This is a genomic window from Promicromonospora sp. NPDC023805 (assembly GCF_040639635.1).
Lineage (GTDB): Bacteria > Actinomycetota > Actinomycetes > Actinomycetales > Cellulomonadaceae > Promicromonospora.
Window position 1 is genome coordinate 92,856 of sequence record NZ_JBFAAH010000013.1, and the last position, 20,552, is coordinate 113,407.

The window sequence follows — 20,552 nt, forward strand, 5'->3', positions numbered from 1 at the left end:
GGCAGACTACCGTCGTGGACATCGACGCCTTCACCGCCGTGCACGCCGCTCAGTGGGACCGCCTCAAGGAGCTCTCGTCCCGTCGTCGTCTGGACGGCGCCGAGTCCGACGAGCTGGTGCGCCTGTACCAGTCGGTGGCCACGCATCTCTCGACGGTCCGGTCGGCGGCGCCCGACCCGGCGCTGGTCACGCGGCTGTCTGACGTGCTGAACCGGGCAAGGACCCGCATCGCCGGGACCCACGAGCCGGCCTGGCGCGAGGTCGTGCACTTCGCGATGGTGTCGCTACCCGCCGCGTTCTACCGGATCCGCTGGTGGTCGCACACCGTGACGGCGGCGTGCCTGCTCGTCGCGATAGTCGCAGGCGTCTACATCGCCTCGGACGCCGACGCGATGAACACGATGATGACGCCGGCCCAGCAGGACGACTACGTGAACAACGCGTTCGCTTCCTACTACGAGCCGGGCATCGGGTTCGCCGCCGTGGTGGGGACCAACAACGCGTGGATCGCCGCGCAGGCCATCGGCGGCGGGATCACCGGGTTCTTCCCCCTGATGGTGCTCTGGCAGAACGCGGTCCAGATCGGCGCCACCGGCGGCATGATGGCCGCCCACGGCGAGCTCGACCTGTTCCTCACGCTCATCGCTCCGCACGGCCTGCTGGAGCTGACCTGCATATTCGTCGCGGGAGCCGCAGGTCTGCGGCTGTTCTGGACCCTGGTGGACCCCGGCCACCGCAGGCGGTCCGTCGCCATGGCCGCCGAGGGGCGTGCCCTGATCACCATGGTCATCGGGCTCGCGGCGGCGCTCGGCGTCTCCGCACTCGTGGAGGGTTTCGTCACCGGATCGGCGATGTACTGGTGGCTCAAGATAGTGATCGGCGCGATAGTGCTCGCGGGGTTCTGGACCTACGTGTACGTCCTGGGCCGCCGCGCCGTCCGCGCCGGGGCCACCGGCGACCTCGCCGAGCACGAGGCGGGCGCCACCGTCGTCACCGCCGGCTGACGGTGGTCACGGCTGGGTGACAGTTGCGCGACGCCTGGCCGTACCGACCGAATTCGGGACCCGTTGTCAGGGACGCGTACTAGGGTTGCCGCGCAGGCACGACTTGAGACGACACCCGGGAGCACGCCCCCATGACGACGCCCGAGAGCGCACCCGACCAGCCGGCGCAGCCGACGCCCCCGCAGCCCGGCGCTTCCCAGCCCGCCGGCTGGGGCGAGCCGCCGCGGTACGGGCAGTACGCGCCCGGGTACGACCCGGCCGCGCCCCCTGCACCTGCCCAGCCGCAGTACGGGACACCGCAGTACGGCACACCACAGGATGGGACGTCCCAGGGCGGGCAGGCGGCGCAGTACGGCCAGAGCCAGTACGGGCAGCACTCCCCGTACTCCGCGCAGATCCCCGGCTACCACCCGCCGGCGGAAAAGCCCGGCATCGTGCCCCTGCGCCCGCTCAGCCTCGGCGAGCTGTACGACGGCGCGTTCGGCGCCGTCCGGCACAACCCGGGCGTGACGCTGGGCCTGACGGCGGTCATCGTCGTCGCGGCCGTCGCGGTCGGTACGCTGATCAGCATCCCGCTCACCACGCTCTTCACCGATCTGTTCGGCAGCGTGTTCGCCGAGGTCGGGAGCGACCCCGCGTTCGAGGACCTCGGCTTCACGCAGGAGATCCTCGGCGTGACCTACGGTTCTGCGATCGGGACGGGCCTGCTGCTCGGGCTCGCCACCCCGCTCGCCATGGGCGTCATGGCCATCTCGGTCAGCGACTCCGTCATCGGACGCAAGATCTCCGTGTCCGACGCGTGGGCCCGTACCGTCAAGCGCGCGTGGTTCCTGATCGGGTTCTCCCTCCTGAGCATGCTCGTGGTGCTCGTCGCCTATGCCCTGGCCGCAGGCATCGTCGTCGGCCTCTTTCTCATCGACCCGACGGTCGGCGTGATCGGCATCTTCCTCGTGCTCGCGGCGCTCCTCGTGGGTGCCGTGTGGGTGTTCACCCGCGTCATCCTGATCCCGCCGGCGCTCGCGGTGGAGGGCGGCGGATTCTGGGAGACGTGCCGGCGCGCGTGGAAGCTGACCCGGGGCACGTTCTGGCGGGTGCTCGGCATCTACCTGCTGACCTCGCTCATCCTCGGCATCATCGGCCAGGTGGTCGCGGTGCCGGTCAGCCTCCTCCTGAGCCTGTCCATGGTGATGCAGAGCGGCGCAGGCCTGGCGATCAGCTACGGCGTCACCTACGTCATCACCGGCGGGATGAGCGTGCTGTTCCTCGGCGGTGTCATCGCCCTGCTCTACATCGACACCCGGATGCGACGCGAAGGACTGGACGTGCAGCTGCAGGCCGCGGCCGCAGCCGCGGCGGACAAGTGACATGAGGGCCGATCTGCCCGTCGTCCCGGACCGGGACACCGCACGTGAGTGGCTCAGCAGCGAGCTGCAGCGGCCCGAGTACGCCGAGCGTGAGTCGCTGTTGCAGCGGCTGATCAACTGGGTGCTGGAGTGGTTCCAGAGCATCGAGTGGCCGGCCGCGGCGCTGGCCGGCCCAGCGCTGGGCATCGTCGTCGCGGTGGTCGCGGCGGTGGTGCTCCTGATCGCCTGGCTCGTCGCCGGTCCGGTGCAGCTCGGGCGCAACCGCGCGCGTTCGGCCGAGGTGCTCGACACCGACGACGCGCGCACGGCCGCGCAGATGCGTGCGGCGGCCGACGCGGCGGCGTCGTCGGGCGACTGGCGGACGGCGTCCGTCGAGCGCTTCCGTGCAGTCGTCCGCTCCATGGAGGAACGAGTGATCATCGAGCCGCGACCCGGCCGCACGGCCCAGGAGGCCGCGGCCGACGCAGGCCTGCGCCTGCCGGCCAAGGCCGCCGGCCTGCACGCGGGCGCCGACCTGTTCGACGGCGTCGAGTACGGCGACCGGGTCGCCACGGCGGCGGACGACGCCGACCTGCGTGCGCTCGACGCCGCGGTCACCGCCGCTCGCCCAGAGGTCGCCGCATGACGTCGCTGCCGCCCGACCTCGCGCCCGCACCGCCCACCCCGCCAGCGGCGGTGTCCGGCGCGCAGGCAGGCCCGACGAACGATGCCCCGGTGATCATCGGCGACGACACGACCGGACGGTCCCGCGCCGCGAGCAGGTGGCGCCGGATGCGCTGGCCGCTGACGGTCCTCTTCGTGGTCGCCCTGCTCGTCGCGTTCCTCGCGGTGGTACGCCCGGCGACGTCGGCCGCCCCGTACGCCCCGGACAACCCGGAGGACGACGGCGGCATGGCAGTGGCCGAGGTGCTGAAGGACCAGGGCGTGCGGGTCACCCACGTGACCACGGTGGCGGACGCCGTCGCGGCCGCAGGCCCGGACAGCACCCTCCTGATCGCGCCGAACCCCTCGTTCTTCGCCGACGACCAGATCTCCGCGCTGAACCGCACGGGCGCCGACCTCGTGGTGCTCGATCCGGACTTCTCCATGGTCGGGGCGATCAGCCGGAACAAGCTCGAGTCCACGTACGGCGAGGTGGGCGATCCGGTTGCCCCCCAGTGCGACGACCCGACCGCGCGGGCGGCGGGCGAGCTCGCGCTGCGGCCCGGCCTGACCGAGACGTCCACCGGTGCCGACGGTCTGCGCCCCACCCTGTGCTGGCCCGACGGCCTGGGCGCCTATGTCTACGCGCGTCTGGAGTTCCCGGACCGGTCGGTGACAGTGGTCTCTGATCCCGCGGTGCTCCGCAACGGCGCGGTCCTGGACGAGGGCAACGCGGCGCTCGCCCTGCGGATGCTCGGCGAGCACGAGGACCTGGTGTGGCTGGTGCCGAACCCGAGAGACATGAGCACCGGTGACGACGAGCCAACGCCCGCCGAGCTCGGCCAGGTCAACGCGCTGATGCCCCCGGGCTCCGCGCCCGTCGCCCTGGTCGCCGTGCTCGCGGCCGTGCTGCTCGCGCTGTGGCGCGTGCGACGCATGGGGCCGCTGGTCGTCGAGGACCTGCCCGTGCTCGTGCGGTCGGCCGAGGCCACCCGTGGCCGCGCCCGGCTGTACCGGGCGGCCCGTGCCCGCGGGCACGCCGCAGCGGGCCTGCGCGCTTCGGCCGCCGACCGGGTCGCCACACGCCTCGGCCTCGCCCGATCGTCCGATGCCAATACCGTGGTCGACGCCGTAGTGGCCGCGACCAACCGCCCGTCGCAGCAGGTAGCAGACCTGCTCTACGGCCCACCCCCCGCTGACGACGCCGCGCTCGCCGAGCTCGCGCGCCGACTCGACATCCTGGAGAGCGAGGTCCACCGACCGTGACCGAACCAGCCTTCCCCCACCAGAGCGCAACTCAGCCCACGCATCAGACCGCTGAGCAGGCTCCGCAGCCGAGTGCCCAGCAGGCCCCGGCAGCACCCGCCGCGCCCGCTGCCCCCCAGACCGCTACCCCGCCCACCGCTCCGTCCCAGGAGCTGCGCTCCGCCCTGGCGGCGGTCCGTACGGAGGTGGGCAAGGCGGTCGTCGGGCAGGACGCGGCGGTGACGAGCCTGCTCATCGCTCTCCTGTGCCAGGGGCACGTGCTCCTGGAGGGCGTGCCGGGTGTCGCCAAGACGCTCCTGGTCCGCACCCTGGCTGCGTCCCTGAAGCTGAACACCAAGCGCATCCAGTTCACCCCGGACCTGATGCCTGGCGACGTGACGGGCTCGCTCGTGTACGACGCGCGCACGGCCGAGTTCTCGTTCCGCGAGGGCCCGGTGTTCACCAACCTGGTGCTGGCGGACGAGATCAACCGCACGCCCCCCAAGACCCAGGCGTCTCTGCTGGAGGCGATGGAGGAGCGGCAGGTGTCGGTGGACGGCACGGCGCGTCCGCTGCCCGACCCGTTCATGGTGATCGCCACCCAGAACCCCGTCGAGTACGAGGGCACCTACTCGCTGCCCGAGGCCCAGCTCGACCGGTTCCTGCTCAAGCTCGTGCTGCCCCTGCCCGAACGTGAGCAGGAGGTGGAGGTCCTCGCCCGGCACGCGGCCGGCTTCGACCCGCGCAACCTCGCAGCGGCCGGCGTCACCCCGGTCGCCGACGCCGCCGTCTTGGAGCGAGCGCGTGCCGAGGTGGCCGGCGTCCAGGTGTCGCGTGAGGTGCTCGGCTACGCGGTGGACGTCTGCCGTGCCACCCGCTTCTCGCCCTCGCTCTCGCTCGGCGTCTCGCCGCGTGGCGCCACGGCGCTGCTGCGCACGGCGCGGGCGTGGGCCTGGCTGTCGGGCCGCTCCTTCGTGACCCCCGACGACATCAAGGCGCTCGCCCACCCGACGCTGCGGCACCGTGTGCAGCTGCGCGCGGAGGCCGAGCTCGAGGGTGTCACCGCCGAGGGCGTGCTGGACACGGTGCTGGCCTCCGTGCCCGTGCCGCGCTGAGGCCGCGCGCATGGTCGTGACGTGGCGGGCCGCCGCCCTGATGGGGCTCGGCATGATTCCGGTGCTGCTCCTCCCGGCGAACGGGACGGTGCTCGTATGGGCGACGGTGGTGGTCCTGGCCTGCGTCGTCGACGCAGTGCTGGCCGCCTCGCCGCGACGGGTGGCGGTGCAGCGGCGGGTGCCGGGTTCGGTCCGGCTGCGCTCCGAGGCCACCAGCGAGCTGGTGGTCCGCAACGCCTCCGGACGGCGGCTGCGCGCGGTGGTCCGGGATGCGTGGGGGCCGTCGGCCGGCGCGGGCGAGGGTAGGGGGAACACCGAGCGGGTACGTCCGGCGTCGGGCGGATCGGGTCGCCACCACGTGGACCTGCCGGACGGCGAGGCCGCCCGCCTGCCCACGACTCTCGTGCCGACCCGCCGCGGTGATCGCACGGCCGGCGGCGTGACGATCCGCAGCCTCGGCCCGCTCGGTCTGGCCGGCCGCCAGGTGACCCTGCCCGTACCGGGCCGCCTGCGGGTGCTGCCGGAGTTCGCGAGCCGCAAGCACCTGCCGTCCCGCCTGGCGCGGCTGCGGGAGATGGACGGTCGCGCGGCGGTGCAGATCCGCGGCGAGGGCACCGAGTTCGACTCGCTGCGGGAGTACGTGGTGGGTGACGACGTCCGCTCGATCGACTGGCGCGCCACCGCCCGGCGCCGCGAGGTGGTGGTGCGCACGTGGCGTCCCGAGCGGGACCGGCGCGTGCTGATCGTGCTGGACACGGGCCGCACGTCCGCCGCCCGGGTGGGTGCTGCCGACTCCACCGGCGCACCCCGGCTGGACGCCAGCATCGAGGCGGCGCTGCTGCTCGCGGCGCTGGCCGGCCATGCGGGCGACCGCGTGGAGCTCGTGGCGTTCGACCGCACGGTGCGCTCCCGCGTGGTGGGCGCTGCCGGTCCCCGGCTCATGCCCGCGATGGCGGAGTCGCTGGCCACCGTCGAACCGGTGCTCCTGGAGACCGACTGGCCGGGCGTGGTGACGCAGGTGCGCACGCGCATGACGCAGCGCGCGCTGGTCGTGCTGCTGACGACCCTGGACCCGGCGGCGGTGGAGAACGGCCTGCTGCCGGTGGTCGACCAGCTCGCGCGCGACCACACGGTGGTCGTCGCTTCCGTCGCCGACGAGGAGGTGGCCGGGCTGCGCGCCGGCCGCGACACGGTCGCCGAGGTGTACGACGCCGCGGCCGCCGCGCGCGGGGACCTGGAGCGCACCGCGGTGACGACGATGCTGCGCCGCTACGGGGCCGACGTCGTCGAGGCGTTGCCGGACGACCTGGCCCCGCGCCTGGCGGACGAGTACCTGGCGCTCAAGGCGGCGGGACGGCTCTGACGGCGGTGCGCGGGTCTACCTAGACGGTGGCGGTGAGCTGGGCCCTCTTGCCCAGGACTTCCGCGTAGACCGCCAGCAGGCGCTCGCTCTGCGCCGACTGGAGCAGCCCGGTCGAGAACGAGAGCGGAACCCGTGGGCCGTCCTGCGAACGGACGGCCCGCGCGGCGGAGCCGAGGGCCTGGGCCAGCGAGTCCGGCTCGGGGCCCTCGGCGCACCAGACCCACGGCGCGGCGTCGCCCCCCAGCTCGTCGGCGATCGCGCGGTCGCACACCACTACCGGGACGCCGAGGGCGAGGGCTTCGTAGACCGTCATGCCTTGCGTCTCGAACCCGCGGGATGTCTGAACCAGCAGGTCCGCCGATGCGATGGCGCGGAGCGCCTCGGTGTGGTCGACGGCGCCGTGCAGCCGGACCCGGTCGGCCAGCCCGAGCGCCTGCACCCGACGTCGCGCGCGGTCGAACAGCGTGCCGGTGCCGTACAGGTCCGCCTCGACGCGCTGGTCCGTGGCCGCGATCGCCTCGATGAGCTCCAGCGGGCGCTTCTCCGCGCTGAACCGCCCGAGCCATACGAGGCTGACCTGGTCGTCCTGCCGCGGGCCGCGGCCGGGGGAGGCCGCGACGTCGTCGTCATGCACCCCGGTAGGGATGACGGCGGTGACGGGCAGCCCCGCCTCCCGGAGCCGTGCGGCGAAGTGGCCGCTGGGCGCCACGACGGCGTCGGCGCCGGAGGCGAGCGCGCGCAGGTAGTCGTATCCGCCGCCGTGGCCGGACCGCCGGGCGCGGTCCCCGGTCACCTGGCGCTGCCATGCGGCGACGGCGCGGAGGCCGAGCCCGGCCGCCGGTCCGGCGACCGCCCGGAACGAGGCGTCGACGTTGGTGTGCGTCGTCAGCACGAGCGGGAGCCGGTGCCGTGCCGCGTACCGCTTGCCGAGCCAGGCGCCCCAGAAGTCGCCCTGCAGGTGCACGACGTCGACAGGTCCGCGGGCGTCGAGCGCGCGGTCCACCCTGGCGTCCAGCCTGCTCGAGGGCAGGACCGCGGAGTACTGGCCCTGCGCGACGGTCAGGGCGGGCAGGGCGACGACGCCGGGGTCCGCGCTGCCGCCCGCCGGGTCCTGCGGGGCGACGATCGTGACGGTGTGCCCGGCGCGTTCCAGGAAGGTGCGCTGGAGGAGGACCGACGCCTGGGCACCACCGAGCGTGCGGGGGTGCTGGTCGGTGAAGAAGCAGATGTGCAGGCCGTCCGTCACGGCCGGCTCGCCTGGGCGAGGAGGGCCTCGACCGGTGTGACGCGGGTGGTCGCGTCGGGGTGGTGCTTGGCCAGGGTGATGACACCGGCGACGGCCGCGGCGGTCGCGGCGCCCATCACGAGCCAGAGGCCGAGCGGGGTGTGTGCGCCCTCCCCGAGGAGCACCGCGCCGAGCAGCACCGCCACGATGGGGTCGACAACGGTCAGGGAGGCGACGACGACCGCGGGGGCGCCTGCCGCGTAGGCCTGCTGGACGAGCCAGCCGCCACCCACGGTGACACAGAGGATCACGCCGCCGGCGAGGAGCGTCCCGGTGTCGAGCAGGTCGGCCTCGCCGGAGGTCACGCTCAGCGAGACGGCTCGGACCAGGGCGGAGACGAGGCCGAAGGCGGTGGCCGCAGCGGTGGCGTAGGCGACGCAGCGCAGCCAGCCGCGGGCGGCCAGCCCGGCGAAGGTCAGCAGCACCACCAGGGCGGCGACGACCAGGCAGGCCACCACTACCGCCGAGCCCTTTGGCGGGTGGCTCGTCACGGAGCCGGCGGAGACGATCACGAACGAGACGACGCCGATCACGGCGAGGGCTGCTCCGAGCACCACCCCTCGGGGCGGCCGGAGCCGCACACGCGCGGCCGTGAGCAGCACGGCGATGGGCACGGCCAGCACACCGACGGGCTGGACCACACGGAGGGGCGCGAGCAGCAGGGCGATCGCGTGCAGGAGGACCGCGAGACCGCCGAGCGCTATGCCCGCCTGCCAGCGTCGTTGCTTGACGACGCTGAGCAGGCCGCTCATCGTCAGGTGTCCGTCCGCCTGCTTGTCCGACACCGCGTGGTGCTGCAGCGTGGCGCTGGCGGCGAAGAGCATGGCGTCGATGAGGGCCAGACCGACGGCGACGCCCGTGACGAGCGTGACGGTGTCGTTCACGCTCCGCTCCAGGTGCGGGTTTCCTGGTTCATGGCCGATGAGCCTATGGGCTCGATACGGGCGTCCGGCTTCGCACTGGTGAACGTGGGGTGTCGATCCGGGCTCAACGCGGTCATGGGAAAACTATGGCGGACCCCGGCCGGGCACGATATCGGGTGAACCCCCGAGGCCACCCCCAGATAGCCCGACCCCGACGGGGGGTATACCCCCACCGTCGTCATACCCCGAGGTGCCGGAGCACCGCCAGGACGCGGCGGTGGTCCGCCGCGTCCTGGGGCAGGTCCAGCTTCGTGAAGATCGCCGCCACGTTCTTCTCGACGGCGCCGTACGACAGGTGCAGCAGCTCTGCGATCGCCCCGTTGGACCGGCCCTGTGCCATGAGGCCCAGCACCTCGCGCTCGCGGGCCGACAGTCGTTCCAGGTCGTCGTCCTGCCGGGCCGAACCCATGAGCTGCGAGACGACCTCGGGGTCCAGCACCGTGGCACCGCCGGCCACGCGCGCGAGGGCGTCGACGAAGTCGCGCACGTCGGCCACCCGGTCCTTGAGCAGGTAGCCGACGCCGCGCGCGTCGCCGGCCAGCAGCCGGCTCGCGTACCGCGTCTCGACGTACTGCGAGAACAGCAGCACCGGTAGGCCGGGGTGCCGGGTCCGCAGACCCAGCACCGCGCGCAGGCCCTCGTCGGTGAAGCTGGGTGGCATGCGGATGTCCGCGACCACGACGTCGGGCAGCTCCGCCTCGCGTGCGAGGCGCGCGACCTCACGTTCCAGCGCCGCGCCGTCCCCGACGGCGGTCACGGCGTGGCCGCGGCGCGTCAGCAGGGCGGCGAGCCCGTCCCGGAGGATCGCCGAGTCCTCCGCGAGGAGCACACGCAGGCTCGGCGCCGGGGAGGTCGGCCCGGTCATGCACGGCCCGACGGGCTCGTGGTCGGCAGGATCACGGTCACCACCGTAGGCCCACCGATCGGGCTGGACAGGTCGAACGTGCCGTCGACGGAGCGCACCCGCTCGGCGAGGCCCGCCAGTCCGGAACGCAGGCCGGAGCCGTCGGGCTGCACGACGGCCGCGCCGCCGCGGCCGTCGTCCCGCACGCGGATCCGGACGGAGCCTGCCGTGTCGCCGAGCGGCTCGACCAGGACGTACACCCCGGTGGCGCGGGCGTGCTTGGCGGCGTTCGTCACGAGCTCGGCGACGCTGAAGTAGGCGATCGACTCCAGCGCCGGGACCAGGCGGCCGTCCGCCTCCACCGCTGGGTCGACGTCGACGTTGACCGGCAGCGCCGAACGCGCCGCGAGCGTCTCGAGCGCGACCGTGAGGCCGCTGTCGAGCGCTGGCGGGTGGATGCCCCGCGCCAGCTCGCGCAGCTCGACGAGCGCCTCCTTGGTGGAGGAGTGCGCGGTGTCGACCAGCTCGGCGGCCTGCTCGACGTCGCCGCCGTCGGCCAGGTGCTCGCGTGCCTCGCCGAGCTGCATGGCGACGGCGACCAGGCGGGCCTGCGTGCCGTCGTGCAGGTCCCGCTCGATGCTGCGCAGCCGGGCGTCGGCGTCGTCGACCGTTCCGGTGCGGGACCGCTCGAGCTCGGCGACGCGCAGGCTCGCGCGGGTCGGGCTGAGCAGGCCATGTGTCAGGGCCCGGAAGAGCATCGTGAACATGCGGGTGATCCACGGCCAGCACAGGACGAAGAGGAGGCCGACCAGCGCGGCCAGCGCGAGGCGCGGGGGCGTGTCCAGGAAGTACGACGGGCCGAACTGCGCGCCGCGGTGCAGCTCGCCGTCGGAACCGAGCTGCATCGGGAGGAACTGGTACCAGAACCAGTAGGTCAGGCCGCCCAGCCCGGTCGCGAGGAACGTGATGCTCACGACGAACGACAGGATCGAGAGGGGGAACGCGACGAACATGAAGAGCAGGGCGCGCCAGCCGGCGGCGTCGCCGAGCATGGACCCGATGGTCCGCCAGAAGCCGCGCGGCCGGACGTACGCTGTGGGCGCCACGACGTCGACGTCGAGCAGCTCGCGCGCCAGGCCGCGGTAGGCCGCACCCCAGCCGCGCGCGCCGAGGACCACGGCACCGGCCACGAACAGCCCGACCACGGTGACGGCGATGCTCGCCGTGAAGCTCACGGCGAAGATCGTGTAGGTGAACGCGAACGGTGCGAGCAGGAGCACCAGCGCGAGGTAGCCCTGCTCGCGCCAGGTGCGGCCCGCGAGGGGAGCGGTGAGGAAGTTCGGGGCCGGACGAGAGGCCCGCCCGGTCACGGAGCCGGCTGCGGGCCGGTCGACGGTCATGGTTGTCATGGTGCCAGGTTCGCCCCTGGCCAGGGCCTCGCGACATGGTGCCCGCCGCCAGGTTCGACGGGGGATGTCCCCCTCGGAAGGGTCGTGCCGGCCGGAGCCCGGCGGGGTGCTCCGGGCGGGTGAACCTGCGGGGGACGAGGCCGGGTACCGGTGTGAAGGCCCGGTTTGCTGGACCAGCCTGGCACACTGGAGGACATGAAGGTACGAGTTCTCGTCGTCGACGACGACACAGCACTGGCGGAGATGATCGGCATCGTCCTCAAGGGCGAGGGGATCGATGCCGTGTTCTGTGCCGACGGCGACTCCGCGCTGGGGATGTTCCGCACCCATCAGCCGGACCTCGTGCTGCTCGATCTCATGCTGCCCGGCAAGGACGGTGTGCAGGTCTGCCGCGAGATCCGGGCCGAGTCGGGCGTGCCGATCATCATGCTGACGGCCAAGTCCGACACGCTCGACGTAGTGGTGGGCCTGGAGTCCGGCGCCGACGACTACGTCTCGAAGCCGTTCAAGCCCAAGGAGCTCGTCGCCCGGATCAAGGCCCGCATGCGCCGCAGCGAGGACCCCGGTCCGGAGCGCCTGGCGGTGGGTGACGTGGAGATCGACGTCACCGGCCACACGGTGATGCGCGACGGCGAGCGCATAGCGCTCACCCCGCTGGAGTTCGACCTGCTCGTGGCGCTGGCCCGCAAGCCGTGGCAGGTGTTCACGCGTGAGGTGCTCCTCGAGCGCGTCTGGGGCTACCGCCACAGTGCCGACACGCGTCTGGTCAATGTCCACGTCCAGCGCCTGCGCTCCAAGATCGAACGTGACCCGGAGAACCCGGAGATCGTCCTGACGGTGCGCGGCGTCGGTTACAAGGCGGGCGCGACACGCTGATGCCGCACGGCCTGGTCACGCGGCTGCGCCGGGCGGTGCACCGGGCCCGGGTGGTCACGGTCCGGTCCACCCGGCGCGCGGTCGCGCAGTGGCGCTCCTCCATGCAGCTGCGGGTGGTCACCACCGCGCTGGCCATCGGCCTCGCGGCGATCGTCGTGCTCGGGCTGTACCTGTCGACGTCGGTCCGGGACGGCATCTACGAGCAGCGGCTCGCCGCGATCGACCGGGAGGCCGCCCGGCTGACCGAGCAGGTGTCGAAGAGCTTCTCGGACACGGCGACGACGTCGGACGGCGAGCTGCAGATCCTCCTGAAGGACTCCATCGCGACGCTCGCCGCCACGGGCGGCTCCACGGCGGAGGAGTACTTCCTGCTCCACGAGATGGGCACCACCGTCCGGGTGAGCGACATCGTCACGCGGTCCGACCTCACCGACGTGATCATCACCGACGAGGTGCGCGAGGCGAATCTCGCCTCCGACGGCGACCAGGTGCTGCAGGCGGTGGGCATCCCGTCGCGGGTCGCCAACGGCATGGCCAGCCCGGGCGTCATAGTGGGCTCGACGGTCCAGGCCGCTCCTGGCGCCAAGTACGAGATCTACTACCTCTACTCGCTGGAGCCGGAGCAGGAGACGCTGTCGTTCGTGCACCGCGTGCTGCTGGCCGGCGGGTTCGGGATGCTGGCGCTGCTCGGAGTCGTGACCTGGACGATGGCCCGGCAGACGGTCACCCCGGTGACCCGCGCCGCGACCGTGGCGGAGCGCCTTGCGGAGGGGCACCTCTCCGAACGGATGCCGGGCGCGCGGGGCACCGACGAGATGGCGAGCCTCGCGCGCTCGTTCAACGAGATGGCCGAGAGCCTCCAGGACCAGATCCGGCGCATGGAGGAGCTATCGGCCATGCAGCGCCGGTTCGTCTCCGACGTGTCGCACGAGCTGCGCACCCCGCTCACGACCATCCGGATGGCGAGCGAGATCATCCACGAGTCCAGGCATCAGATGGACGAGGACGCCGCCCGCTCCGCCGAGCTGCTCCTCGGCCAGATCGACCGGTTCGAGTCGCTGCTGGCCGACCTGCTGGAGATCAGCCGGTTCGACGCCGGTGCCGCGGTCCTCGACGCCGAGCGCCGCGACCTGCGCGACGTGGTCATGTCGGTCGTCGAGCAGGCCGCCCCGCTCGCGAGGACCAAGGACGTGCGGGTCTCGGTACGGCTGCCCGACGCCTCCGCTGCGGCCGACTTCGACCCCCGCCGGATCGAGCGCATCCTGCGCAACCTCGTGGTCAACGCGATCGAGCACGCCGAGGAGCGGCCGGTCGAGGTGACCGTCGCCGAGGACGACCGCACGGTCGCCGTGGTGGTGCGCGACTACGGCGTCGGCATGACCAAGCAGGAGGTCGAGCACGTCTTCGACCGCTTCTGGCGGGCCGACCCGGCGCGCGCCCGCACCACCGGCGGCTCCGGCCTCGGGCTGGCGATAGCGCTCGAGGACGCGCACCTGCACGCGGGGCGCCTCGACGCGTGGGGTCGTCCGGGACAGGGCGCGAGCTTCCGGCTGACGCTGCCCCGGAGCGCCGGCGTGCAGATCGCCGAGCCGCCGGTGACCATGGCGCCCGCCTCGCACGAGCCCGGGCTCCGGACCGGCCAGATCCCGGTGGTCAACCCGGCCGCCGGCCCCACGCCGACGGCGATCCCGGACCTGTCCGACCCCGGGGACGACGGCGCCGAACGGCTCGCCGCCCCGGAACGGCCCGCAGGCAACGACGTGGAGGTGCACTGATGCGTAGGACGACCCGCGTAGTCGTGGCCGCCGCCGTCGCGCTCGCCGGTGTCCTCGGGCTCGGGGCCTGCGCCCAGATCCCGATGTCCGGCCCGGTACGGGTGAGTACCGCCGACCAGGACCCGCAGGCCGACCTGGCGCTGCTCCCGCAGGGCCCGACGCCCGGCGCCGAACCGAACCTGATAGTGCAGGGCTTCCTCGGCGCGGCCGTCGCCGCACCGACGTCGCCGAAGGAGTACCAGACCGCCCGGGAGTTCCTCACCGAGGACGCCGCGGGAACATGGGACCCCTACGCGTCGGTGCGAGTGGTCCGCGAGCCGCCCATGCCGGATCCGTTCGAGACCGGCATCGACATCGAGGGCGTCGAGACCCTGGAGGTCGTCGTACGCGCGACCACCATCGCGACCCTCGACACCGCCGGCGCGTACACCGAGGTGGCGGACCCCCGGAAGGTCGGCTACCAGTTCACCCTCACCAAGGTCGGCGAGGAGTGGCGCATCTCGGGGCTGGACAACGGCGTGCTCGTGCCGGCCAACCTGTTCGCCAACCAGTTCCGGGCGACCCGGCTGTACTTCTCCGCCGAGGGCGAGGACGCCAAGAACCTCGTCCCGGACCTGCGCTGGTTCCCGCGGAACTCCTGGCGGCCGGACGCCGTCGAGAAACTCCTCTCCGGGCCACCCGAGTGGCTGCAGGGCGCCACCCGGTCCCTGTTTCCCGAGGGCACCCAGCTCGTGTCGCCGACGATCCAGGAGGCGGACGGCGACGAGCCGGTCGCCGTCCGCTTCAGCGAGGAGATCAGCAGCGCCACCGCCGCCCAGCGCGCGTTGATCGCCGCACAGATCTCGGCGACCCTCTCCGAGGGAGCGGGCCGCACGGTGCCCGTCGACCTGTTCAACGGCACCAGCCGCCTCGCGGTCGACGCGGCCGACGTGAAGCTGCCCGCCACGAAGGTCCAGCCGATGTTCCTGAAGGACGACCAGCTGTACCGCATCGACGACGGTCGGCCCGTCGAGTACGACCTGCCCGTGGACCTGTCGACGATCGATCCCACGGCGCTGGCAGTGAGCCCTGCGACCAAACCGATAGTGGTGCGGGACGGCACCGACCGGATAGTGACCGTCTCGGTCGACGGCGGGGACAGCTCCGACAGGGTCATCGAAGGGCCGGACCTCGCCGCCCCGTCGGTCGACAAGTTCGGCAACACCTGGACCAGCGGCGGGACGAACGACCTGCGGGTGCTGCCTGCGTCGGGCGCAGAGGTCACCGTGGACGCCGAGTGGCTCGACGGTCGCAAGGTCGTGAGCGTGTCCGTGTCGCCCGAGGGTTCCCGCATAGCGGTCGTGAGCCATGCGCCGTCGGGCACACAGGTGCAGGTGGCGGGCATCGTGCGGAACGAGAACGAGGTACCGGTCGGCCTCGCGCCGCCGCTCACGGTCGCGGGGCCGGTGGACGGCGTCGAGGAGGCCCGCTGGTCCGGGCTCACCACGCTGTCGCTCCTGACGCGGGACGGCGACGGCGTGTCCGGCGTCTGGACCGCCGGGGTCGGCGGGCAGCCAGGTGCCGGGGGCCAGTCACGACAGCTGCCGGGCCTGACGGACGTGCGACAGCTGGCGGCCGGGGTGACGGACCAGGGACTGCTGGTCGTCACCAAGGACGGGGACCTCGAGCACGAGGAGACCGGCGTCTGGCAGCCGCTGATCGAGGACGTGGACCTGGTGGCCTACCCAGGCTGACGGTTCGGCGTCCTCGACCAGCGGCCCTCAGGACCAGCGGCCTCCTGGACCAGCGCCTTCAGCGACGAACGGTCACGCCAGGTCGGTGACCGGTGCCGCGCCGCACGGGTTGTCGAGCTGGATCACACCGAACGACCAGCCCTTGCGCTTGTAGAGCACCGAGGGGCGCGACGTCTCCTTGTCGATGAACAGGTAGAAGTCGTGGCCCACCATCTCCATCTCGTAGACGGCGTCGTCGAGGGTCATCGGGTCCGCGTGGTGGAGCTTCTGCCGGATCACCACCGGTGAGTCGCCGATCGTGGTCTCCACCGAGTCGCCGGGCGCGGACAGCGCTGCCGGGGTGGAGATCTGCGGCTCGGACGCGTTGGCGGACGCGTTGCCCTCCTCGGTCAGGATCTCGTCGAGGGGCCGGACGTCCACGGGTGCGAGCACCTTGTTGTTCCGGTGGTCCTTGCGGCGGTCGCGGTCGCGGCGCAGTCGCTCGTTGAGCTTGTCGATGGCGAGGTCCAGGGCGCCGAAGCGGTCGTCCGCTGCGGCCTCCGCGCGGATCACCGGACCCTTCGCACGCAGCGTGAGCTCCACTCGCTCACGGTTCTCGGAGAGCCGCGGGTTGTTCTCGTGCGTGACTTCCACATCCACCCGACGCACGTAGGGGGACAGCAGCTCGACCTTCGCGAGCTTCTCCGCTACGTGCTGGCGGAACCGGTCCGCCACGTCCGTGTGCCTGCCGACAACGACAATTTCCATGTGCGTATCTCCGCTCCGGGAACTCTGGGCCACGCCGTCCCTTGCCGGCGGCGCGCGCCCGTCTCTACTCGTCATGGCACCCCCTGCTACCGGTGCCGGGCGCGAACCACCTCCCGTCGCGTATGCCCCGTCAACCTCGGCGGGACTCCGATCCAGCGTGGAACGTTCAGGCTAACTCCGTCCCCTGGGTAACGACAGCCCCAACGGTCAGTGAACAAGAAGACAGAGATCTGTCAGACTTTCAGGTTCTGCCCAGTCTTCCCGCAGGCGTCCGAGCGCGGGAGGCGCGCCTGGCTCGCCTCCTGCGCCGGGGGCGGCGTCGCTGCCAGCACCGTTGCGCCAAGGACGTCGTGTCCGGCGTGCTCGAGCGCCCGCTCGACGGCGGCCAGGGTGGCCCCTGTGGTGAGGACGTCGTCCACAAGAATGCATACGGAACTTTCTCCGAGCGCCTTTGCTCCGCGTCTCGTCATGCGGACGGAACCCGCGAGGTTGCGTCCGCGCGCCCGTGCGCCGAGACCCACCTGGTCCCGCCCGGCGCCCCTGCGAGCGAGGGCGGGGACCAGACGGGCGCGGACCCCGGCGTCGTGCAGGCCGCGGGTGACCGCACGCGCCAGGACCGTCACGGGCTCGCGGCTCCGTGCCCTGCGCGCCGCCCCGGTCGAGGGCACGGGGACGACGGCGACCGGCGCACCGCCGAGCGCGGCGGCGAGCACCGGGCCGACGCGGTCGGCGGCACGCCGTAGCGCCGGCGCGAGGAGCCGGTCGAGGTCGGCCCGCCCGCGATCCTTCCAGTGCACGACGACGTCCCGCACCGGTCCGGTGTACGGCGTGAGCGCCCACACGGGTACCGGCTGGACCCCGTCGAGCCGGTCCAGCCGGGGTGCCCCACGCTCGGCGCGGACCGGCGGGCCGGCGAGGAGCGCCGCGCACCTGGCGCACCACCGCACGTCGAGCTCGCCGCACGGGCAGGCGACGGGCAGCAGCAGGCGGACGAGCTCACGGACAGGTTGCACCCGCCCACCCTCCCCGACAGCCCCGCCCCCTGCTGGTTATCCACACCCCCGACCCACCCCACCGTTGAGTGCTGGGTATTTGTGCCGTAGGAGCGTCGTGATGCGCAGATACCCAGCACTCAACGGGCCGGGAGGGGGAGTGTCAGTGAGGGCGGGCACGATGGTCCTGTGCAACCGATCTCGTTGTCTCTCGACCAGGCTCGCCGGGTGGCCGTCGTGGCTCAGGGCCTGAACCGCCCGCGCGCCGCCGGACCGCGCACCATGCGGCACGTGCAGGGGGTGATCGACCGGCTGGGCCTGCTCCAGATCGACTCGGTGAACGTCCTCGCGCGGGCGCACCTGCTGCCGCTGTTCTCGCGGCTCGGCTCGTACGACACCGGCCTGCTGGACCGGGCCACCGCGTCGGGCAGGTATGCCCGGCGAACGGGCAGGGCGGCCACCGCCGACCGCCGGCTCGTGGAGAGCTGGGCGCACGTGGCCGCCTACGTGCCGCCGAGCACGTGGCCGTTGCTGGCCTTCCGCCGCAGATGGTTCGCCGAGGAGTACGACTGGCGCGAGCTGGACGGCGTACGCCTCCCGGACGCCCCGCAGGTCACCGAGATCCGCAACCTGGTAGCGGCCGAGGGGCCGCTCTCGGCGTCCCAGATCCACGACCGGTTCGTGTCCGAGGGGCGGTCGGTGCGCCGCAAGCGCGGCACGTGGTGGGACTGGAGCACCGAGAAACGTGTGGTGGAGCACCTGTTCTTCACGGGCGAGGTGGTCTCGGCCGGGCGCAACGCGCAGTTCGAGCGGCTGTACGACCTGCCGGAGCGCGTGCTGCCGGCCACTGCCCTGGGGGAGGTGCCGGAGCTCGAGGCCAAGCGGGCGCTGCTGGAGCTCGGGGCGCGGGCGCACGGTATCGGGGTGGCGCGCTGCATCAAGGACTACTACCGGCTGAAGGGGCCCGTGGCGGACCGCGCCCTGGCCGATCTCGTGGAGGAGGGGGTGCTGCTGCCCGCTCGCGTGGCGGGCGGCTCCGAGCAGTGGTTCCTGCACCGCGACGCCGTCCGGCCACGACAGGCCACCGGGCAGGCGCTCCTCGCGCCGTTCGACCCGCTGGTGTGGGAGCGCAAGCGGCTGGAGCGCCTCTTCGGGATGCGGTACCGGATCGGCATCTACACCCCTGCCGCCCAGCGCGTCGACGGGTACTACGTGCTGCCCTTCCTCGAGGACTCGCAGCTCACGGCCCGGGTCGACCTCAAGGCGGATCGAGCCGCCGGGGTGCTGCGGGTGCAGTCCGCGCACGCCGAACCGACGCTGACCGCGGACACCCCGACGCGGCTTGCGGCGGAGCTCCACGAGATGGCGGGGTGGCTCGGGCTGGCGAGCGTATCCGTGCAGGCCAAGGGCACTCTTTCACCCGCTCTGCAGGCTGCGGTGGCCGCTGCCTGAAACATACGCCAACTAAACTCGGCACATGGGAACCGCTGCCATCTTCCTGCTCGTCACGGTCGCGGCCGGGCTCGGGGCGGTCCTGCTCCGGCTGCCGCCGCTCGTGGGGTTCCTGGTGGCCGGGTTCGGGCTGCACGCGATCGGTCTTGCCGAGCCGGGCTACCTCGGGACCGTCGCCGACCTGGGCGTGACGCTGCTGCTCTTCGGTATCGGGCTCAAGCTCGACGTCAAGACGCTGCTGCGCAAGGACGTGTGGTTCACCACGATGGCGCACCTGGTGGTGAGCATCGCGATCGCGGTCGGGTTCCTCGGCCTGCTGGGGGCTGTCGGGTTCACGATGCTGGCCGGCGAGGGCCTCGGAGTCCTCGCGCTGCTGGGGCTCGCCCTCTCGTTCTCCTCCACGGTGTTCGTGGTCAAGGTGCTCGACGGCCGCTCCGACCAGTCCGCCCTCTACGGCCGGATCGCGATCGGTGTGCTCGTCATGCAGGACCTGATCGCCGTCATCTTCCTCTCCGTGTCGTCGGAGCACCCGCCCAGCCCGTGGGCGTTCGGCCTCGTGCTGCTGATCCCGGGTGCCTGGGTGCTGCGCAAGGTGTGGTCGAGGGTGGGCCACGGCGAGCTCCAGGCCCTGTTCGGCGTGGCGGTGGCGCTCGGCCCCGGCTACGCGCTGTTCGACGCCGTCGGGCTCAAGGGCGACCTCGGGGCGCTCGTCATGGGCATGCTCCTGGCGGGCCACCCGGCGGCCACCGAGCTCTCGCGCAACCTGTTCACGCTCAAGGAGCTCCTGCTCGTCGGCTTCTTCGTGTCCATCGGCTTCTCCGGCGAGCTCACCTGGCAGGCAGCGGCGATCGGGCTGCTCATGCTGCTCATGCTCCCGCTGCAGGGCATCGTGACAGCGGTGCTGCTGCGCCTGATGCGACTGCGCAAACGTACGGCGATCCTGTCGGGCCTGGTGCTGGCCAACTATTCCGAGTTCGGCCTGATCGTGGTCGCCGTCGGCTCGCAGACCGGGCTGCTGCACGACGACTGGCTGGTGGTCCTTGCCGTCGCCGTCGCGGGCAGCTTCGTGCTCTCCTCGGCGGTCAACACCCGCGGCAACGAGTACGCGATGGCGCTCGCCAAGCGCTTCCCGTCCAAGCCCAACGAGTGGCTGCACCGGGAGGAGCGGCTCATCGACGTGTCGGGTGCGGAAGCGCTGGTGCTCGGGATGGGGCGCGTCGGCCGCGGCGCCGTCCGGCAGCTGCGCGAGGACTACGGCATGAACGTCGTGGGCGTGGAGCACGACCCGGCGCGCGTCGCGTCCCTGCGCACCCAGGGCTTCACCGTCGTGCAGGCCGACGCCACGGACATCGAGTTCTGGGGCCGGGTGCGCAGCGCCGGCGCCGTCCGGCTGGCGATCCTCGCCATGCCGTTCCACGCTGCCAACCTCATCGCCCTGTCCCAGCTGCGCGCGAGCGGCTTCGAGGGCACCGTCGCCGCCGTCGCGCGGTACGACGACGACGTCGCCGAGCTCGAACGGCACGGCGCCGACGCGGTGTTCCACCTGTACGGCACCGCCGGGCTGGCGCTGGCCGACGAGGCCGCCGAGGCCGCGTTCGGCTACGTCGCGGCCGAGCGGATGCGCGACCTGCAGGCGGCACACCGTGGGGACACCGAACCGGTGCCTGCGCCCGCCACTGGGCCGGCGACCGGACCGACCACCGGACAGACCACCGGGCCGGAAGCCGAACCCGTCAGCGAGCCGGCCGCCGGCGCGGGCACCGGCTGACCGGTCGCCCGAGCC

The 20,552-nt window shown here is 72.7% G+C and carries 17 protein-coding genes; 11 read left to right on the top strand and 6 right to left on the bottom strand.

All coding sequences use genetic code 11. From position 1 onward, the window contains the following. Positions 1-14 precede the first annotated feature (14 nt). The 6 genes from AB0F70_RS14485 to AB0F70_RS14510 all read left to right on the top strand — a co-directional run bounded on the left by AB0F70_RS14485 (position 15) and on the right by AB0F70_RS14510 (position 6,733). Complete coding sequence (locus AB0F70_RS14485; protein WP_357449214.1) at positions 15-1,004, top strand: stage II sporulation protein M; 990 nt, start codon at positions 15-17, stop codon at positions 1,002-1,004. A 131-nt stretch (positions 1,005-1,135) separates the two neighbouring features. Then, on the top strand, positions 1,136-2,368 hold the full coding sequence (locus AB0F70_RS14490) for a hypothetical protein (RefSeq protein WP_357449098.1): 1,233 nt from the start codon (positions 1,136-1,138) through the stop codon (positions 2,366-2,368). A 1-nt stretch (position 2,369) separates the two neighbouring features. Continuing rightward, positions 2,370-2,993 (top strand): DUF4129 domain-containing protein, encoded by a 624-nt coding sequence (locus AB0F70_RS14495; RefSeq protein WP_357449100.1) that lies wholly within the window; start codon positions 2,370-2,372, stop codon positions 2,991-2,993. Beyond that, positions 2,990-4,276 (top strand): DUF4350 domain-containing protein, encoded by a 1,287-nt coding sequence (locus tag AB0F70_RS14500; protein WP_357449102.1) that lies wholly within the window; start codon positions 2,990-2,992, stop codon positions 4,274-4,276. The genes AB0F70_RS14495 and AB0F70_RS14500 overlap by 4 nt, the downstream gene beginning before the upstream one ends. A 152-nt stretch (positions 4,277-4,428) precedes the next feature. Next, positions 4,429-5,370 (top strand): MoxR family ATPase, encoded by a 942-nt coding sequence (locus tag AB0F70_RS14505; protein ID WP_357449216.1) that lies wholly within the window; start codon positions 4,429-4,431, stop codon positions 5,368-5,370. Between the two features lie 10 nt (positions 5,371-5,380). Then, the gene (locus tag AB0F70_RS14510) at positions 5,381-6,733 is read left to right on the top strand and encodes a DUF58 domain-containing protein (RefSeq protein ID WP_357449104.1); all 1,353 of its coding nucleotides are present in this window, start codon (positions 5,381-5,383) and stop codon (positions 6,731-6,733) included. 19 nt (positions 6,734-6,752) lie between these two features. On the opposite strand, the gene AB0F70_RS14515 is transcribed toward AB0F70_RS14510, so the two are convergent. The 4 genes from AB0F70_RS14515 to AB0F70_RS14530 all read right to left on the bottom strand — a co-directional run bounded on the left by AB0F70_RS14515 (position 6,753) and on the right by AB0F70_RS14530 (position 11,194). After that, positions 6,753-7,979 (bottom strand): glycosyltransferase, encoded by a 1,227-nt coding sequence (locus tag AB0F70_RS14515; RefSeq protein ID WP_357449106.1) that lies wholly within the window; start codon positions 7,977-7,979, stop codon positions 6,753-6,755. Further along, positions 7,976-8,902 carry a hypothetical protein gene (locus tag AB0F70_RS14520; protein WP_357449108.1) on the bottom strand — a complete coding sequence of 309 codons (927 nt, stop codon included), beginning with the start codon at positions 8,900-8,902 and terminating at the stop codon, positions 7,976-7,978. The genes AB0F70_RS14515 and AB0F70_RS14520 overlap by 4 nt, the downstream gene beginning before the upstream one ends. A gap of 217 nt (positions 8,903-9,119) precedes the next feature. Then, positions 9,120-9,806: a response regulator transcription factor gene (locus AB0F70_RS14525; protein WP_357449110.1), complete on the bottom strand. Its 687-nt coding sequence runs from the start codon at positions 9,804-9,806 to the stop codon at positions 9,120-9,122. After that, the gene (locus AB0F70_RS14530; protein ID WP_357449112.1) at positions 9,803-11,194 is read right to left on the bottom strand and encodes a sensor domain-containing protein; all 1,392 of its coding nucleotides are present in this window, start codon (positions 11,192-11,194) and stop codon (positions 9,803-9,805) included. Before AB0F70_RS14530 ends, AB0F70_RS14525 begins: the two co-directional genes overlap by 4 nt. Before the next feature lie 195 nt (positions 11,195-11,389). On the opposite strand from AB0F70_RS14530, the gene mtrA reads away from it, so the two are divergent. Genes mtrA through AB0F70_RS14545 form a run of 3 tightly spaced genes read left to right on the top strand, consistent with a single transcriptional unit; the run spans position 11,390 to position 15,578 of the window. Continuing rightward, complete coding sequence (gene mtrA / locus AB0F70_RS14535; RefSeq protein WP_116676714.1) at positions 11,390-12,070, top strand: MtrAB system response regulator MtrA; 681 nt, start codon at positions 11,390-11,392, stop codon at positions 12,068-12,070. Then, positions 12,070-13,845: an MtrAB system histidine kinase MtrB gene (gene mtrB / locus AB0F70_RS14540; protein ID WP_357449115.1), complete on the top strand. Its 1,776-nt coding sequence runs from the start codon at positions 12,070-12,072 to the stop codon at positions 13,843-13,845. Before mtrA ends, mtrB begins: the two co-directional genes overlap by 1 nt. Beyond that, entirely contained in the window at positions 13,845-15,578 is a 1,734-nt protein-coding gene (locus tag AB0F70_RS14545) for an LpqB family beta-propeller domain-containing protein (protein ID WP_357449117.1), read from the top strand. The genes mtrB and AB0F70_RS14545 overlap by 1 nt, the downstream gene beginning before the upstream one ends. 72 nt (positions 15,579-15,650) lie before the next feature. Here the strand turns inward: AB0F70_RS14545 and raiA are convergent, their stop codons facing one another. Next, the gene (gene raiA, locus AB0F70_RS14550) at positions 15,651-16,325 is read right to left on the bottom strand and encodes a ribosome-associated translation inhibitor RaiA (RefSeq protein WP_357449119.1); all 675 of its coding nucleotides are present in this window, start codon (positions 16,323-16,325) and stop codon (positions 15,651-15,653) included. 233 nt (positions 16,326-16,558) lie between these two features. Further along, positions 16,559-17,338, bottom strand: coding sequence for a ComF family protein (locus AB0F70_RS14555; protein ID WP_357449121.1), 780 nt, complete (start codon positions 17,336-17,338; stop codon positions 16,559-16,561). Positions 17,339-17,506: 168 nt separating this feature from the next. Here AB0F70_RS14555 and AB0F70_RS14560 point away from each other — a divergent pair, with 168 nt between their 5' ends. Further along, positions 17,507-18,769, top strand: coding sequence for a crosslink repair DNA glycosylase YcaQ family protein (locus tag AB0F70_RS14560; protein WP_357449123.1), 1,263 nt, complete (start codon positions 17,507-17,509; stop codon positions 18,767-18,769). A 25-nt stretch (positions 18,770-18,794) separates the two neighbouring features. Then, a complete protein-coding gene (locus AB0F70_RS14565) occupies positions 18,795-20,537 on the top strand; it encodes a cation:proton antiporter family protein (protein ID WP_357449125.1) in 1,743 nt (580 codons plus the stop codon). Positions 20,538-20,552: the final 15 nt, after the last annotated feature.